The sequence below is a fragment of the Mesorhizobium sp. M0410 genome, assembly GCF_040321435.1.
GTDB lineage: Bacteria > Pseudomonadota > Alphaproteobacteria > Rhizobiales > Rhizobiaceae > Mesorhizobium.
In genome coordinates, this window is sequence record NZ_JAMYRN010000007.1 from 1 (window position 1) to 16,787 (window position 16,787).

14 protein-coding genes are annotated in these 16,787 nt (G+C 62.3%); 10 read left to right on the forward strand and 4 right to left on the reverse strand.

All coding sequences use genetic code 11. The features are described from left to right. Nucleotides 1-211 precede the first annotated feature (211 nt). Nucleotides 212-1,585: a glutamate--tRNA ligase gene (gene gltX / locus NKI63_RS11515; RefSeq protein WP_352688246.1), complete on the forward strand. Its 1,374-nt coding sequence runs from the start codon at nt 212-214 to the stop codon at nt 1,583-1,585. Here gltX and NKI63_RS11520 read toward each other — a convergent pair. Then, nucleotides 1,503-2,705, reverse strand: coding sequence for a DUF2865 domain-containing protein (locus tag NKI63_RS11520; protein WP_352688248.1), 1,203 nt, complete (start codon nt 2,703-2,705; stop codon nt 1,503-1,505). The genes gltX and NKI63_RS11520 overlap by 83 nt on opposite strands. A 257-nt stretch (nt 2,706-2,962) precedes the next feature. Between NKI63_RS11520 and NKI63_RS11525 the strand changes: the two genes are divergently transcribed. After that, nucleotides 2,963-3,583, forward strand: a complete 621-nt coding sequence (locus NKI63_RS11525; RefSeq protein ID WP_352688250.1) for a DUF1287 domain-containing protein — start codon at nt 2,963-2,965, stop codon at nt 3,581-3,583. A gap of 12 nt (nt 3,584-3,595) precedes the next feature. On the opposite strand, the gene NKI63_RS11530 is transcribed toward NKI63_RS11525, so the two are convergent. Then, complete coding sequence (locus tag NKI63_RS11530) at nt 3,596-5,920, reverse strand: NADP-dependent malic enzyme (protein ID WP_352821558.1); 2,325 nt, start codon at nt 5,918-5,920, stop codon at nt 3,596-3,598. 399 nt (nt 5,921-6,319) lie between these two features. Between NKI63_RS11530 and NKI63_RS11535 the strand changes: the two genes are divergently transcribed. Continuing rightward, nucleotides 6,320-7,720: a selenium-binding protein SBP56-related protein gene (locus NKI63_RS11535; RefSeq protein WP_352821561.1), complete on the forward strand. Its 1,401-nt coding sequence runs from the start codon at nt 6,320-6,322 to the stop codon at nt 7,718-7,720. 24 nt (nt 7,721-7,744) lie between these two features. Next, complete coding sequence (locus NKI63_RS11540; RefSeq protein WP_352645532.1) at nt 7,745-8,410, forward strand: hypothetical protein; 666 nt, start codon at nt 7,745-7,747, stop codon at nt 8,408-8,410. Nucleotides 8,411-8,551: 141 nt separating this feature from the next. On the opposite strand, the gene NKI63_RS11545 is transcribed toward NKI63_RS11540, so the two are convergent. Beyond that, nucleotides 8,552-9,331 (reverse strand): SDR family oxidoreductase, encoded by a 780-nt coding sequence (locus NKI63_RS11545; RefSeq protein WP_352821565.1) that lies wholly within the window; start codon nt 9,329-9,331, stop codon nt 8,552-8,554. A gap of 120 nt (nt 9,332-9,451) precedes the next feature. Here NKI63_RS11545 and NKI63_RS11550 point away from each other — a divergent pair, with 120 nt between their 5' ends. Together NKI63_RS11550 and NKI63_RS11555 are read left to right on the forward strand one after the other, a co-directional pair. Beyond that, nucleotides 9,452-10,273, forward strand: a complete 822-nt coding sequence (locus NKI63_RS11550; protein ID WP_352645534.1) for a UDP-2,3-diacylglucosamine diphosphatase — start codon at nt 9,452-9,454, stop codon at nt 10,271-10,273. A 127-nt stretch (nt 10,274-10,400) separates the two neighbouring features. Then, a complete protein-coding gene (locus NKI63_RS11555) occupies nt 10,401-11,618 on the forward strand; it encodes an MFS transporter (RefSeq protein ID WP_352507850.1) in 1,218 nt (405 codons plus the stop codon). Here the strand turns inward: NKI63_RS11555 and dgcA are convergent. Further along, nucleotides 11,589-12,572 carry an N-acetyl-D-Glu racemase DgcA gene (dgcA, locus tag NKI63_RS11560; protein WP_352821569.1) on the reverse strand — a complete coding sequence of 328 codons (984 nt, stop codon included), beginning with the start codon at nt 12,570-12,572 and terminating at the stop codon, nt 11,589-11,591. The two genes, NKI63_RS11555 and dgcA, sit on opposite strands and share 30 nt — an antisense overlap. A 76-nt stretch (nt 12,573-12,648) precedes the next feature. On the opposite strand from dgcA, the gene NKI63_RS11565 reads away from it, so the two are divergent. The 4 genes from NKI63_RS11565 to NKI63_RS11580 all read left to right on the forward strand — a co-directional run bounded on the left by NKI63_RS11565 (nt 12,649) and on the right by NKI63_RS11580 (nt 16,734). After that, nucleotides 12,649-13,833, forward strand: coding sequence for an ABC transporter permease (locus NKI63_RS11565; protein WP_352507852.1), 1,185 nt, complete (start codon nt 12,649-12,651; stop codon nt 13,831-13,833). Between the two features lies 1 nt (nt 13,834). Then, entirely contained in the window at nt 13,835-14,653 is an 819-nt protein-coding gene (locus NKI63_RS11570) for an ABC transporter ATP-binding protein (protein WP_352705544.1), read from the forward strand. A 13-nt stretch (nt 14,654-14,666) separates the two neighbouring features. Then, nucleotides 14,667-16,040, forward strand: a complete 1,374-nt coding sequence (locus tag NKI63_RS11575; RefSeq protein WP_254820180.1) for an MlaD family protein — start codon at nt 14,667-14,669, stop codon at nt 16,038-16,040. A gap of 127 nt (nt 16,041-16,167) precedes the next feature. After that, nucleotides 16,168-16,734 carry an ABC-type transport auxiliary lipoprotein family protein gene (locus tag NKI63_RS11580; RefSeq protein WP_352479047.1) on the forward strand — a complete coding sequence of 189 codons (567 nt, stop codon included), beginning with the start codon at nt 16,168-16,170 and terminating at the stop codon, nt 16,732-16,734. Nucleotides 16,735-16,787 lie beyond the last annotated feature (53 nt).

A 16,787-nucleotide genomic window follows, 5' to 3' on the forward strand; every position in this document is an offset into this window, starting at 1 on the left:
ACCGGGCGGCACGGGGGCATAACCCGCGGGTTGTGCGACCGCCTGCCGTTTCAACTTCCAAATGCCTTGTTTTTCTGCGGGTGGCGCCGCCGCCCGTCTTGATAGACGTGCGGCGCTGCAGTCTTTTCTTAGCCTTTGTCATGTTCTATGTCTGCCGCCGAGCGCGGGGGCGCGTCTTGTCAACAGCAAAACCATCCGGTACGCCCCCCTCATGACAGTTACCGTCCGTTTCGCCCCGTCACCGACCGGCCGCATCCATATCGGCAATGCGCGCACCGCTTTGTTCAATTGGCTGTTCGCCATCAAGAACAAAGGCCGCTTCATCCAGCGCTTCGACGACACCGACGTTGCCCGTTCGACGCAGGAGTTTTCCGACGCTATCCTGTATGACCTGCATTGGCTGGGCATCTTCCCCGACGCCACGGAGTACCAGTCGCGGCGCGTGGAAATCTACGATTCCGCACTGGAGAGGCTGAAGGAGGCGCGCCTCGTCTATGCTTGCTATGAGACGCCCGAAGAGCTCGACCTGAGGCGCAAGGTGCGCCGCACGCGTGGCCTGCCGCCAGTCTATGGCCGCGAGGCGTTGACGCTGACAGCTGAGCAGGTGGCGGAATATGAGGCCGATGGGCGGCGGCCGCACTGGCGCTTTCTGCTGCCCAACTTCACCGGTGATCCGCTGCAGCCGGAGCGCACCGAAATCCACTGGAACGACCTGGTGCGCGGCGAAGAAACCGTCGACCTCGCCTCGCTTTCAGACCCGGTTCTGCGGCGTGAGGACGGCACCTACCTCTATACATTACCTTCGGTCGTCGACGACATCGACATGGGCGTCAGCCATGTCATTCGCGGCGACGACCACGTCACCAATACCGGCGTCCAGATAGCCCTGTTCCAAGCACTTGGCGCGGAGCCGCCGGCGTTCGGCCACCACAATCTCCTGACAACGGCATCAGGCGAGGGACTTTCGAAGCGCACCGGCGCGCTGTCCATCCAGAGCCTGCGTGAGAGCGGCATCGAGCCGATGGCGGTGGCTTCGCTGGCGGTGCTCGTCGGTACCTCGGAAAACGTCGTAGCGGTGCCAGCGATGGCCGAGCTAGCCGAGCGCTTCGATCCGGCTGCAACATCGAAATCCGCCGCCAAATTCGACCCGGACGAGCTCTTCGTGCTTAACCGCACGCTGCTGCACCACATGCCGTTTTCAGAGGCGCGCGACCGGCTGATCGTGCTCGGCATCTCCGGCGAACAGGCCGAGCCTTTCTGGCTGGCGGTGCGCGGCAATCTCGACAGGCTGGCCGATGCGGCGATCTGGTGGCGTACGCTTCGAGACGGTCCAGAGGAGCCGGCGGAGTTTTCCGACGAGGACCGCGACTTTCTTCGCCAGGCATTCGAGCTGCTGCCGGAAGAGCCTTGGAACGGCACTGTCTGGAAGGACTGGACGGGCAAGATCCGAGCGGCGAGCGGCCGCAAGGGCAAGGCCCTGTTCATGCCGCTCAGGCTGGCGCTTACGGGACAGTCTTCCGGTCCGGAGCTTGCAGATCTGTTGCCGCTGCTGGGTCGGGAAGGAACGTTGGCCCGACGACCCTGACCTTGCGCTGCTCCGGCGGCGGCAGCGACGTCGGCGAGGGCACAGGTTTGGCGGCAAGCCGTCTGATCGCCTCACGGTTGAGGCCGCCTTGCGAATTGGCCAAGGTCTCCGGGTCGGCGCCCGGATCAGGCTTGGCAACCGGCAGCGGAATGAACGGGGTGGTCTCCACGCTCGCCTTGGATTGTGCCGGGGTTGGCGGGTTGCCGGCGATGATCTGGAAATTCTGCACGGCATTGCAGCCACAGGTCGGCGGCCGGGGCGTGTCGGATTGCTTGTAAAGGTAGGCCGTCGACAGTTCGATATAAGGCCTGCCGGTCACTGAAGACGTCATCGACGCCGAATCGTCGTTCATGCCGCGCGTGTAGAAAACCTGCATCTCGGTGCCGGGGCAGCTCGATTCGCAGTTCTTCTGGTCGCGCTCGAAATCGCCCAGCGAGGCAGCATTCGACATCGGGAAGAAATAGCCGTCGCAGGTCCGCACGCACATGGTGCGGAATTCGCGTCGCGGCTGGCCCAACTCGTCGGCGTTGTTGAGGATGCTGCGGATGTTGCGCGGCTGACTTAGCTCTTCAGCCTGGTCGAGCTCTTCGGGCTGGTCGGGCGCACCAGGTTCACTGCCCAGAAGCTGGTCGAGCAGGCTTCGGTTGCCGTTTTCACGGCTGGCTTCGCGGTCAGGTGTGGGCGTCGACGCCGCATCATCGCGGCAGCCATTGGCGTCAAGCGAGGCCAATATGCGCGCGCGATCGCGTCGCGAACCACCGTCGGCAAGCTCACTGCGCTTGGCCTGCAAGGCGTCGAGATTGGCAGCCATGCGATCGATGGTGGCGTCGAGTGCCGCGCATGCGTTGGCGTTGCGGCGAGACAGCGAGAAGCCGCAGCCGGCGCTGCTGGACTGGCTGACGGCTTTTGAAATCTGCTGGCGCTGCCGGACGATCGCGTCGTCGTATTTCCTGAGCAGGCCCGGCTTGCCGCCGCCACCACGAGAAGCGGCGCCAAGATCGGCTTCAAGCTGGCGGCAGAGGCGCGAAGCGGCCTGCGACTGAGTGACGGCAATGCCGCACAGTAGCAGGACGCCGAGCAGCGCGGCTGCCCGCGTCAGCTTGCAATGTGCGCCCGTCATCCCTCCGGACCTCCACCTGCCTGTCATTCAGAACTACCGCGCTCGCGGTTAACCGTTCGTTTAGCATACCGCCGATTCCGGCTTCGGCTCAAATCGGCGATGGCTTGCGCCTGTGCGCGATCACGACGAGGGCTGTCATGCCGACCACCCCCACGGCCTTTTCGGACAGAGCCAGTACCGCGACATCCTGGCGTTGCACGAAAAAGGCGTATTCGCCGAGAAGAATGCCTGGATTCAGTAATGCCCGGAGGCTTGGGATGACCTCGATTACCCGTCGAGCCGCGGTGCAATTTGGTCTTTTATGCCTGGCGATGCCGGTCGCCATGTCGCAGGAAAAGCTTGTCACGCCGGATTGGGGCACCAGATTGGTCGAAGCCGCTCGTGAGCAGATCGGCGTCACCACGCTCTACGATCCGACCTATACACGCCTGGCCTATCCTGGCGGGGACGTTGAGCCAGAGCGGGGTGTGTGCACGGATGTCGTGATCCGTGCCTATCGCCGCGCCTTCGATCTCGACCTGCAAGAATTGGTGCATGAGGATATGCGGGCCAATTTTGCCGCCTATCCGAAGGCTTGGGGCTTGAAGGCGCCTGACCGCAACATCGACCACCGCCGTGTGCCCAATCTTGCGGTCTATTTCGAGCGGCGCGGTGCTGCCTTGCCCGTCACCCAAGACCCCGCCGATTATCGGCCTGGGGATCTCGTCGCTCAGATGCTGCCCGGCAATCTGTCGCATATTGCCATCGTGTCGTCCAATCACCCCACTGTGGTGCCGACAAGAAGGCTGGTTATTCACAACATCGGCGACGGCGCTAGAGAAGAGGACACTTTGTTTGCCTTCAGGCAGACAGGGCATTTCCGGTTCAAGCCAGTCTGAGAAGGCCCATCGCTAGCCCAGATCGATGATGGCTTGCGCCTTATGCGCGGCTTCGACCACTGCCAGTGCCGTCATGTTGACGACGCCGCGCGAGGTGACCGACGGTGTCAATATGTGCGCCGGGCTGTCGGTGCCGAGCAGGATCGGGCCGACATGCAGCGCGTCCATCATCGTGCGCAGCGCGGTCAGCGTGATGTTCGCCGAATCGAGATTGGGAAACACCAGCAGATTGGCTTCGCCCTTCAGCCGCGAATGCGGATAGACGCGTTGGCGCAGCTGCTCCGATAGTGCCGAGTCGGCATGCATCTCGCCGTCGCATTGCAGGTCGGGCGCGATGCGCGCCAGGATCGCCGCCGCCTGCCGCATCTTCATGGCGCTTGGCGAATCGCGGGAGCCGAAATCAGAATGCGACAGCAGCGCTGCCTTGGGCTCAATGCCGAAACGCTGAATTTCCTCGGCCGCCAAAACGGTCATTTCCGCAATTTCTTCGGCGGTCGGATCGACGGAGACATGGGTGTCGGTGAGGAAAATGATGCCGCGCTGCGAGATCAGCATGGACAGCGTCGACAGGTCGCGATCCCTAATGCCGGGGCGCGGCCCGATGATCAGCGTTACGTTGCGCAAATGGCGCTCGAAACGGCCTTCGAGCCCGCAGACCATGGCGTCGGCGTCGCCGCGCTTCAGGGCAAGGGCCGCGATCACCGTATTGTCGGTGCGCACCATGGTGCGCGCGGCTTCCGTCGTCACCCCACGCCGGCCGGCAAGCTCGATCAAAAGGTCGACATAGTGGCGGTAACGCGGATCGTCTTCCGGGTTGATCAAGCCGAAATCGACGCCCGGCTTGATGCGCAGCCCGTAGCGCTTCAGCCGCACCTCGATGACATGCGGGCGGCCGATCAGGATCGGTTCGGCAATGCCTTCCTCGAGCACGACCTGGGCGGCGCGAAGCACGCGCTCGTCCTCGCCGTCGGCATAGATGACGCGTTTGGCGCTCGACGTCTTGGCCATCGAGAACACCGGCTTCATGACCAGGCCGGAGCGGAAGACGAAGCGGTTCAGCTTGTCGACATAAGCGGCGAAATCGGTGATCGGCCGGGTCGCGACGCCGGTCTCGCAAGCTGCCTTGGCGACAGCAGGGGCAATGCGCAGGATCAGCCGCGGATCGAAAGGCGAGGGGATCAGGAACTCCGGACCAAAGATCGGCGTCTCGCCGGAATAGGCACGCGCGGCAACGTCGGACGGCTCTTCGCGGGCGAGCGCTGCAATCGCTCGCACAGCAGCCATCTTCATCTCTTCGTTGATGGCGCTTGCGCCGCAATCCAACGCGCCACGGAAGATGTAAGGAAAACAGAGTACGTTATTGACTTGATTGGGGAAATCGGAGCGGCCGGTGCAGATCATCGCGTCGGGCCGCGCCGCCCGTGCTGCTTCCGGCATGATTTCGGGATTGGGATTGGCCAGCGCCAGGATCAGCGGCTTTGGCGCCATGTGGTGGAGCAATTCCGGCTTCAGCACGCCGGCAGCAGACAGGCCGAGAAACACGTCGGCGCCGGGCAGAACGTCGGCCAGCGTACGCGCCTCGGTGTCCTTCACATAAGGGTCTTTCCAGCGGTCCATCTCCTCGACGCGGCCCTTATGGGCGACGCCGAACCGGTCCGTGACCCAGATGTTTTCGACCCGCGCGCCGAGCGAGACCAGCAGGTTGAGGCAGGCAAGCGCCGCAGCACCAGCGCCCGACGTGACGATCTTGATGTCCGAGATGGACTTGCCGGCGAATTCCAGCCCGTTGAGCACGGCGGCGGCGACGATGATGGCGGTGCCGTGCTGGTCGTCATGGAAGACTGGTATGCCCATGCGGGCTTTCAACTGCTCCTCGACTTCGAAGCATTCGGGCGCCTTGATGTCTTCCAGGTTGATGCCGCCGAAGGTTGGTTCCAGCGCCGAGATCGTTTCGACCATGCGCTCGATGCCCGGTGCGTCGATCTCGATGTCGAAGACATCGATGCCGGCGAACTTCTTGAACAGCACCGCCTTGCCTTCCATCACCGGCTTGGAGGCGAGCGGACCGATATTCCCGAGGCCCAGCACCGCCGAACCGTTGGTGACAACTCCGACCAGATTGGCGCGGGCTGTATAGTCGGCGGCGGTTGCCGGGTCGTCGCGGATTTCAAGGCAGGGGGCGGCGACGCCCGGCGAATAGGCAAGCGCCAGGTCGCGCTGATTGCCCAGCGGCTTCGTCGCCTGGATTTCAAGCTTTCCGGGACGGGGGTGCTTATGGAAATAGAGCGCCGCTTCGTCGAGGTCGGATCGGGCCGCCTTCTTGCTTTCGCCTGTCATGACGGCCGCCTCCTCAGTTCAGTCCGTTTGGTGTTTTGAGTCTCTTAGCATGCAGCCGAGGCTTTTCGAGAGGTGATATGTCGCAAGCGCGAGCTTGCGGCTTGCACCCCCGCCCTCCTGTGCGGTCTGCCATTGAGATGTTGGGGCGATAGGCGGGGTGCTGCGGCGAGGTACGCCGCCCAGTTCGAATGTCTGGTGGCGCTCGTCGCTCACAGAGGCCTTGCGGCGAAACAAGTCGACATTGCAGTTCTCCAAAATCCGTGAGATTCTTCGAAAAGTCGCACGAAATAGCGTGCGAACAACAAAGCGCCCCGACGTTTTCGGCGGACATCCAAACGCATCACAGATCGTGCCCCTGATTGTCGGTCGGACTGCTTAACCTGCCAAGGGAGGACGACAATGACTGTACGGCCAGACCCGACTTTCCACGCGACTGCCAAGCTCGCAATGCAGGCGCCAGTCGAAAATTTTGCCTACACTTTGATGTTGAGTCCCGACTTCTCTCAGCCAGATGGACTAGCCATAGTTGACGTAAACCCGAAGTCGAAGGACTACGGCAAGGTCGTCCATAGCGTGATAATGCCGAACAAGGGCGACGAGTTTCACCATTTCGGCTGGAACGCGTGCTCTTCGGCCCTTTCGCCGCTGAATGGTCACCCGTTTCTCGAGCGCCGCTTTCTGATCATTCCCGGTATTCGATCTTCGCGCATTTACGTCATCGACACCAAGGGCGGACCGACCAAGGCCAAGATCCACAAGGTCATCGAGCCAGAAGAAGTGTTTGCCAAGACGGGCTATTCCAGGCCTCATACGATTCACTGCGGTCCGGAAGGTATTTATGTCTCGACGCTTGGGGGCGGGGGCCCTGACGGCACCGACGGACCTCCCGGCATCTTTGTCATGGATTGCCAGACGTTCGACGTCATCGGGCGCTACGAGATCGATCGCGGGCCGCAGGACAAGCAGTATGATTTCTGGTGGAACCTGCCACGCGACTACATGGTGTCGAGCGAGTGGGCCCTTCCGCCCCAGTTCGAGCAGGGCATCGTGCCTGAAGACCTCCTGTCGAACAAATATGGACACCGGGTGCATTTCTGGAATTTGCGCGAACGTAGGAACGTGCAGACCATCGATCTGGGCGCCAACCACCAGATGGCGCTGGAAGTCCGCCCCGCCCATGACCCGGTCAAGGAATACGGTTTCCTTGGAGTGGTCGTCGACACGACAAACCTCGAGGGATCGATCTGGACCTGGTGGCGCGAGGGCGGCAAATTCCGTTGCGAAAAGACGGCGACCATCCCGCCCGAGGCAGCCGCCAAGGATGACCTGCCGCCGTTGCTTCAGGGCTTCGAGGCGGTGCCGCCGCTAGTAACCGACATCGACCTGTCGCTCGATGACCGATTCCTCTACGTATCCTGCTGGGGCACCGGCGAGATGCGCCAATACGATGTGACCGATCCGATGAAGCCTAAGCTTGCAGGGTCCATCCATATTGGCGGAATCACGCGCAAGACCAAGCATCCCGGCGGCGGCGACTACAGGGGCGGACCGCAAATGGTCGAGATCAGCCGCGACGGCAAACGCGTTTACTGGACCAACTCCCTGTATTCGACTTGGGACGACCAGTTCTATCGCGATGGTATTCCGGCAGCCATGGTCAAGGCCAATGTCGGCGAGAACGGTGGGATCACCCTGGACAAGGACTTTTATGTCGAGTTCCCCGAGGGGTATCGCTCGCACCAGATTCGTCTGGAAGGCGGCGATTGCTCGACGGATTCGTTCTGCTATCCGTCGGTGTAACCGACTGCCCGGGTCAATGAAGCGATGAGCGAGTGGACGACGGCCGGTCTCTGGCTGGCCGTCGTCGCCAGCGGCATTTATCACGGCATCAATCCTGGCATGGGCTGGCCGTTGGCCGTTTCGGCCGGTCTTTTGGACAGACGTGCCGGCGAATTGTTTCGGGCGCTCGGGCTTTTGGCAATAGGCCACTTCGTGGCGATGATCGGTATCCTGCTCCCCTTCGGCGCGATGCTGACGCTCATCGTCTGGGAACGACAGATTCGCATCGCGGCGGGGTTGATTGTGATCGCAGCCGGGATCTATCTCCTGATCAACCGGCGCCACCCGCGTGTTCTTGCCCGTATCCCGCCGGCGCAATTGGCCTTGTGGTCTTTCGCGGCCGCCACCGCGCATGGCGCCGGGCTAATGCTGGTGCCGATTTATCTCGGCCTGTGCCAGGCAGGCGATCTCGATGTTGGACACCAGGCGGCTATCACGCTCATGGCCGGTAATCTGATCACCGCCACCGCCGTCTCCGTGGTCCATACGGCCGCGATGATTGTAAGCGGCGGTGTTATCGCCATTGCCGTCTATCGATGGCTCGGACCCAAGTTCATCTCACAAAGCTGGTTCAATCTCGACAATGTGTGGGCCGTGAGCCTGATCCTGGTGGGGGGAATTGGGATCGCGGGTATCGGATTCGCTCGCTAGGTTGCATGTATTGGCAAAGGAATTCTCCCTTCTGCGAATGTCAGGAAAGGTCAGATCGCATCATGCGGCGCTCGCAACCCAACAACCGCAAAGGGTCGTTCTTCCGCCGTCCAGACGGTAACCAAGCGTTGGATACTACCACTAGAACGCGCTGACGTAGAGGCCGCCGTCGACCAGTATGTTCTGCCCGGTCAGGTAGCCGGCATGGACCGAGCACAGGAAGGCGCAGATCTGGCCGAACTCCTCCGGCGTGCCGAGCCGTTTGGCCGGAACATTGGCTGCTGCTTGCGCCTTGCGCGCGGCAGCGGCCGCCGGATCCTCGACACTGCCGGGTTCATGCGGGCCGCGCAGCCGGTCGGTGTCGAGTTTTCCCGGCAGCATGTTGTTGATCGTCACATTGCGGTCGATCACCGTCCGCGCGACGCCGGCGAGGAACGAGGTGAGGCCGGCGCGGGCGCCGGACGACAGGTCGAGGCCGGGGATAGGCACATAGACGGACAGCGAGGTGATGTTGACGATGCGGCCGAAGCCGCGCGCCGCCATGCCGTCGATCACGGCCTGAACCAGTTCGACAGGGGTTACCATGTTCTGGGTGACGCCCTCGAGGATCTTTTCGCGGTCGAGCGCGCGGAAATCGCGAAACGGCGGACCGCCATTGTTGTTGACGAGGATGTCGGGATCGGGGCAGGCGGCAAGCAGCGCCTTCTGGACATCGGGCTTGGATATGTCGCCGACGATCTCGGTCACCTTGACGCCGAATTTCTCCCGCAGTTCAGCGGCGGTTTTGGCCAGCACGTCGGCGCTGCGGCCATTGACTACCAGATCGCAGCCTGCCTCCGCCAGTGCCATGGCGCAGCCGCGTCCCAAGCCTTTGCTCGAAGCGCAGACGATGGCCTTCTTGCCGCGAATGCCGAGATCCATGGTGATTTTCTCCTCTGATTGCCGCGGCAACCTATCCGGATGGCTGGACCAATCGCAACCGTCATACGGTTGTTGCATGAATCGGGGCATAGCCTCACGCGAAAGCAACGGTGACAAATGATGTCCGGCGCAGAGCCCCGCACTTTCCGCAGCATGTTCATCTCCGACGTCCATCTCGGATCGAAAGCGGCGAAGGCCGAGTTCCTGATCGATTTCCTGCGCCATCACGATGCCGATATCATCTATCTCGTCGGCGACATCGTCGACGGCTGGCGCTTGAGACGAAGCTGGCATTGGCCGCAGAGCCACAATGACGTCGTCCAGAAATTGCTGCGCAAGGCGCGCAAGGGCGCCAGCATCACCTACATCGCCGGCAATCACGACGAGTTCGCGCGCCAGTTCCAGGGCGTGCATTTCGGCGGCATTGTCGTCGCCGACCGCGCCATCCACGAGACCGCCGATGGCAAACGCCTTCTTGTCATTCATGGCGACCAGTTCGACACCGTCGTCCACAATGCGCGCTGGCTCGCCTATCTCGGCGATTACGCCTATGACGCGGCGATGCTGGTCAACCGCGTCATCACGCGCCTGCGCCAGGTGCTCGGCCTGCCTTACTGGTCGTTCTCGTCCTGGGCCAAGGTCAAGGTCAAGAAGGCGGTGAATTTCATCGGCTCGTTCCAGACCGTGCTGACCGAGGAGGCGCGCCGCTCGCACGTCGACGGCGTCATCTGCGGGCACATCCACCACGCCGCGATCGAAAGCTACGAGGACGTGCAGTACATCAACACCGGCGACTGGGTGGAGAGCTGCACGGCGGTGGTCGAGCATTTTGACGGCCGGATGGAGATCCTGCACTGGGCGCATGTCCTGCCGGAGACTCCGGTCGGCGGCGAGGTGCTCGTGCCGATCGACATCAAGGGCAGGGCAGTCCAGGCGGCTTGACCAAAACCCGGCCCCCCTCGCTTCAATCGGTTAGTCCAGCGGTTTCATCGACTTTTTCGCCGTGTTATGCAGCGGCAGGTGTGGTGGGCCGACCCGGCTGAATGCCGTGCCGACGGATCGCCTGTCAATGTCCTCGCTGCCGCCGCTTTCGCCCGAACAGCTCGTCAAGCCACGCCATTTCGAACTGCGCATGAGCTTGATCTTCTTCACGCTCTTCGTGCCGCTCGGAACGCATGTGCCGTATTTTCCCCTGTGGCTGCAGGCCAAGGGGTTCCACGCCGAGCAGATAGCCGTGATCCTCGCCGCGCCGATGTTCCTGCGTGTGGCAACGACACCTTTTCTTACCGCGCTGGCAGACAAAGCGAGCGATCGCGCCAATGTCTATGTTGCGCTGGTCGCCGCATCGCTGATCCTGTCCGCCGGCTACCTCCTGCCGCCGACCTACGCAATGGTACTTGCCGTATCCCTGGCGCTGACGGTCGTTTGGACGCCGCATTCGCCGATTGCCGATTCGCTCGCCCTTTCTGGTGTTCGCCGCTTCGGCTCGAACTACGCCGGCATGCGCAAATGGGGCTCGATCTCCTATCTCTGTGCCAATCTCGCCGGCGGTTTCATCTTGTCGGCGAGCGGTGCTCAGGCTGTCCCGGTGATCATCTTCGTGTCGTTATGCGCCGCGCTAGCCGCCGGGCTGATTGCGCCGCGCCTCGGCCGCCCGCGCCGCGCCTCGCCGCTTTCGGCTGCCGACATCCAGCAATCGGCATCAAAACTCCTCAACCCGTATTTTCTTTATTTTTCGACCGGGGTCGGCGTCATCACCGCCAGCCACGCGTTTCTCTACGGCTTCGTGTCGATCTACTGGAAGTCGATCGGCATCAGCGATTCGGTTGTTGGGCTGCTCTGGGGGTGGGGCGTCGTCGCCGAGATATGCATGTTCGTCGTCTTCACTCGGGCTTTCGCCTCCTTCTCGATCGTGTCGATCATGCTGATTGCCGGGACAGGCGCTATCGTGCGCTGGATCGCCTTCCCTTTGATCTGGCCGCTTGGACTTGGCGTTGGCGGGTTTTTCGCGATCCAGACGCTGCACGCGGTTTCGGTGGCGCTGGTGCTGATCGGCCTGCAAAAGATGATCGGTGAGACGGTCGTGGAAGAACGCACCGGGGCGGCGCAAGGCATCGCCTATTTTTCCAACGGCTTCTTCATGGCGGTGGCGACGCTCATTTCCGGTCCTCTTTACGACCGCTTCGGCGCGAACGGCTTCTTTGCCATGATCCCGATCGCCCTGACGGGCCTGGCGCTGATCGGACTTGCGGCGCGTTCAGCCCCACAGCGCCGGCTCGGGCGGTGACACCAGCGACCCTTGATAGACGAGACCGGGAATGCGGTCGCGGGCTAGCAGCAACGGACCGTCGAGATCGACGAAATCGGCATCCTGCGCCAACAGAACGGCCGGCGCCATCGCAAGCGATGTGCCGACCATGCAGCCGACCATAACGCCAAGACCCAGTTCGCGGGCGCGGTCGCGAAGCACGAGCGCTGCGGTCAGGCCGCCGGATTTGTCGAGCTTTATGTTGATGGCGTCGTAGACGCCGACAAGCGCTTCAATATCCTTCGCCTCGTGCACGCTTTCGTCGGCGCAGATCGGCACCGGATGCGCGATGTGGCGAAGAATACCGTCATGTCCCGCCGGCAGCGGCTGTTCGATCAAGGCGATACCTTGCTCAGCGGCAAAGGCGAGGTTTTCTACGATGTTGTCGTTCGTCCAGCCTTCGTTGGCATCAAGAATGATACGGCTGTCGGGTGCCGCCGCCGTCACTGCGCGGATGCGGGCGATGTCGTTGTCGCCGCCGATCTTGACCTTGAGCAGCGGGCGCTGGGCGTTGGCGCGGGCCTGCGCCGCCATCGCTTCCGGCTCGGCGAGCGACAATGTGTACGCCGTCTCAAGCGGTCGTAACGGAACGGTTCGTATCGTATGCGCCACCGGTGTTCCGCTGATCTTCGCTTCCAGGTCCCAGAGCGCGCAGTCGATGGCGTTGCGTGCCGCGCCGGCAGGCATGGCACCGAGCAGGGCGATGCGGCTGATGCCGTGCGCGATCTCACTGCGCATCGCCTCGATCGCGTCGCGCACACCCTCCATGGTCTCGCCATAGCGCTTGTAAGGAACGCATTCGCCGCGCCCTGTACGGCCGTTTTCGGTGATGGCGCAGGAAATCACCTCCGCTTCGGTCTTCGAGCCGCGCGAAATGGTAAAGGTCCCGGCTATCGGAAAGCCCTCGGCCTCGACCGAAATGACACGCGCCATATTTTTCTGCTCCGGCTGCAACAAGGAGGATGTCGGCAAATCGACAGCTCGGCCCCGTCAGGCTAAACAGGACGCCATGTTGACCATCCGCAAACGCGACGCAAGCGGCCCTGCCAAGGAGCCCGACCACCAGCCGCGCATCGCGATCGGCGAGGAGGGCGGCGTTCTCGGCTGCGCTTTCTCGGGAAGCTGGACGACACGCACCGTGGCGCTGGTCGATGCCGAGATGCGCAAGATCGAGAAGCGCAGCGGCTTCAAGACGCTGGCGCTCGATCTGTCGCAGATCGAGAAGATGGACACTGCCGGCGCCTGGCTGCTCGATCGCCTGGTCAGCAGCTTCGAAAAGAAGGGCGTCGAGATCAAGATGCAGGGGCAAAGCGAGATTGCCTCGATCCTGCTTGGCGCCGTCGGCGATGCGGTTCGACGCGAGCCCGGATCCGGTCCGGCAAAGCCGCCCAACTTCATCATTCGGGGGCTCGAGGCGGTAGGCCGTCGCGTCTATGAGATGCGCGACGATTTCCTGGCCGCAATGAACATCCTCGGCGCCACGATACGCGGCTCTCAGATGAAGCTTGGCCGTGGCCATGCCGTCAATATGGCGGCGATCTTCAACCAGATCGATCGCATGGGCGTCGGCGCCATACCGGTGGTGGTGCTGATGTCGGCCATCGTCGGTGCGATCGTTGCCCAGCAAGGCGCCTATCAGCTCAGTTATTTCGGCGCCGACATCTTCGTCGTCGACCTGGTCGGCGTGCTGATCCTGCGCGAGCTCGGCGTTTTGATGACGGCGATCATGATCGCCGGCCGCTCCGGTAGCGCGATTACCGCCGAGATCGGCTCGATGAAGATGCGCGAGGAGGTCGATGCGCTGAAGGTGATCGGTCTTAATCCGATCGGCGTGCTGGTGTTTCCGCGGTTGGTCGCGCTGGTCGTCGCGCTGCCTTGCCTGACGATCATCGCCAACTTTGCAGCACTGGGCGGCGGCATTTTGGCTGCATGGCTCTACTCTGATATTGCACCGGCAGCGTTCATCGACCGGCTGCGTGTCGCAATCGACCTCAGCACCATCTTTGCGGGCCTGATCAAGGCGCCGTTCATGGCCATGATCATCGGCATAATCGCCTCGGTCGAGGGCATGAAGGTTGGCGGCAGCGCCGAATCGCTCGGCCAGCATGTGACCGCCTCAGTGGTGAAGTCGATCTTCGTGGTCATTATCCTCGACGGGCTTTTCGCCATGTTCTATGCAGCGATCGAGTTCTGAGATGGCGCTGCCGGGCACAAACACGACCAAGGTGGCGACGAAGGCCAAAGAAGACGAGATCGTGCTGTCGGCACACGACATCACGGTATCGTTCGCCGACCAGGTCGTTCTCGACAAATTGTCGCTCGATATCTGGCGCGGGGAGATTCTCGGCTTTGTTGGTGCCTCCGGTGCGGGCAAATCTGTTCTCTTGCGCACCATCCTTGGCTTGACGCGCAAGCAATCGGGAACAATCAAACTTTTCGGCGTCGACGTCGAGAAGGCAACCGAAAGGGAGCGCCTTCGAATCGACATGCGGCTTGGCGTGCTGTTCCAGCATGGCGCCCTTTTTTCGGCGCTGACGGTCCTCGAAAACGTCCAGGTGCCGATGCGTGAATATCTCGATTTGCCGAAGAAGCTGATGGACGAACTTGCCATGCTCAAGGTCGAGTTGGTCGGACTGCCGCCGGAGGCGGCGCAGAAATTCCCCTCCGAGCTCTCCGGCGGTATGATCAAGCGTGCCGCGTTGGCGCGCGCCCTGGCGCTCGATCCGGACATCGTTTTTCTCGACGAGCCGACGTCCGGCCTCGATCCAATTAGTGCGGCTGAATTCGACGAATTGGTCGTCAAGCTGCGCGATACGATGGATTTGACCGTGTATATGGTCACGCATGATCTCGACACGCTGTTTACCGCGTGCGACCGCGTGGCGGTGCTTGGCAACAAGAAAGTGCTGGTCGAGGGCACGATCGACGACATGCTCAGGAGCGAGGAACCCTGGGTAAAATCCTATTTCCGCGGAAAACGCGCCCGGCAACTTGATCTTGCGGCGCGCGCATAGCCATAAGTGAGCAATGGAAACCAGGGCCAACTACGTCATTGTCGGCATTTTCACGCTGGCCGCGATCCTCGCGGCTTTCGCTTTCGTGTATTGGACGGCGGCTATCGGCGAAAGGGGCGAGACGGCGGTGCTGCGCGTGCGCATTCCAGGCTCCGCTTCGGGGCTCGGCCGTGGCAGTTTCGTGCTGTTCAATGGCGTCAAAGTCGGCGACGTGCGCCGTGTCTATATCGACGTCGACAATCCCACCGCTGCTATCGCCGACACCGAAATAGACCGGAACACGCCTATCACCAAGTCGACGCAGGCCGATATCGGGCTTGCCGGCCTCACCGGCCAGGCCAACATCGAGCTCAAGGGCGCCGACCCCAAGGAGCCAAAACTCCTCGACGAGGCGGAAAAGGAAGGCCGCGTCGCCGAGATCGTTGCCAACCCGTCGGCGGTCACCAACCTGTTGCAGACGGCGCAGAACATCTTCACCCGGGCCGACAAGGTCCTTTCGGAGCTCGAAGGCTTCACCAAAGATGTTCGCGGGCCGCTGACGCAGACCGTCAACAATGTCCAGACCTTCTCCGATGCACTGGCCAGGAATGCGGACGGCGTCGACAAGTTCCTGGCCAGCGTCAGCTCGCTGGCGGACGAACTGAAGGGTGTTTCGGGCAAGCTCGACGGCACGCTGAAGGCGGCGGAAGGGCTACTCAACGCCGTCGACAAGGACCAGATCAAGAGCATCGTCGCCAACGTCGACACGGTCACCGCCAATCTCAAGGAAACCAGCAAACAGTTCGACACGGTCATCAAGAATGTCGACACGGCGGTCGGCTCGATCAACGACTTCGCCCAGAAGACACAAGGCACGCTGGCCAAGGTCGACGGCGTTCTCGACGGCATCGATCCGGCTGAGGTGCGCACCGCGCTGGCCAATATCCAGAAGGCCAGCGAAAACGCCAACGAGGCTGCCGCCGACATCGCCAAGGTGACCAACAAGTTCGCCAACCGAGCCGATGACATCGATGAAACCATCAAAGACGCGCACCAACTCGCAGGACGCCTCAACGATGCCTCGGTGCGAGTCGACGGTATCCTTGCCAAGGTCGACAAACTGCTCGGCTCCGGCCAGGCCGACGGCGTCATGGCCGACGCCAGAGCGACGCTGAAATCGTTCAAGCAGGTCGCCGACACGCTGAACGCCCGTCTCGGTACCATTACCGACAATTTGGCGCGGTTCTCGGGACAAGGGCTGCAAAACGTCGAAGCGCTGGTCCAGGACAGCCGCCGTTCGATCAACCGCATCGAAGAGGCGGTAACCGATCTCAGCCGCAACCCACAAAGGATCTTGTCGGGCGGCGAGGGCGAGGTCCGGCAGTTCGACGGCAGGGTGCGCCGTTGACTTCGATCCCCGACCACCGCAAGAACATAGCTGGCAGATGCGCATTGTTTCCACGATCCGGGGGGGATCGCGTTTGAAGTCGATCAGTTCAGGCAGCATCACATCGGGCGGGTCTAAGGTCGGGGCGATGTTGCTGGCGCTTTCGCTTGCAAGCTGCGCGGCCTTGCCGGGCGGCAGACCGGCGCCGCTGGATACGTTCGAGCTTTCGGCGCCGTCGCTGGAAGCGCGTGCCCGCAGCCGGCGCCAGATACTCATCGCCCAGCCTTCGGCGCTCAAGGCGCTGGATAGCCAGAACATCGTCATCAAGCCATCACCGCGATCGATCCAGTATCTCAAGGGCGCGCAATGGGCCGACCGGCTGCCGATGATCGTACAGGCGCGGCTGGCAGAGACGTTCCAGCGCTCGGGCAGCTTCACCGGCGTCGGCAAGCCAGGCGAGGGGCTGGCGATCGACTATCAGGTGATCGTCGAGATCCGCTCGTTCGAGGTGCGTGTCGATGGCGGCGAACATGCCGAGGTCGAGCTGTTCGTGCGCCTGTTGAACGACCGCAACGGTGAAGTGCGCGCTTCGAAGACGTTTAGCGCCATCGCGCCCGTTTCGGGCAATGGCAACCAGGCCTATGTCGGCGCGCTCGATGCCGCGTTCGGCGATGCGGCCGGGCAAATCGTCCGCTGGACCGACACTGTGATCTGACGCGGCCGGAACTGCTGGCACGGCACTCTACAGCGCCAATGGAATTCAGTACG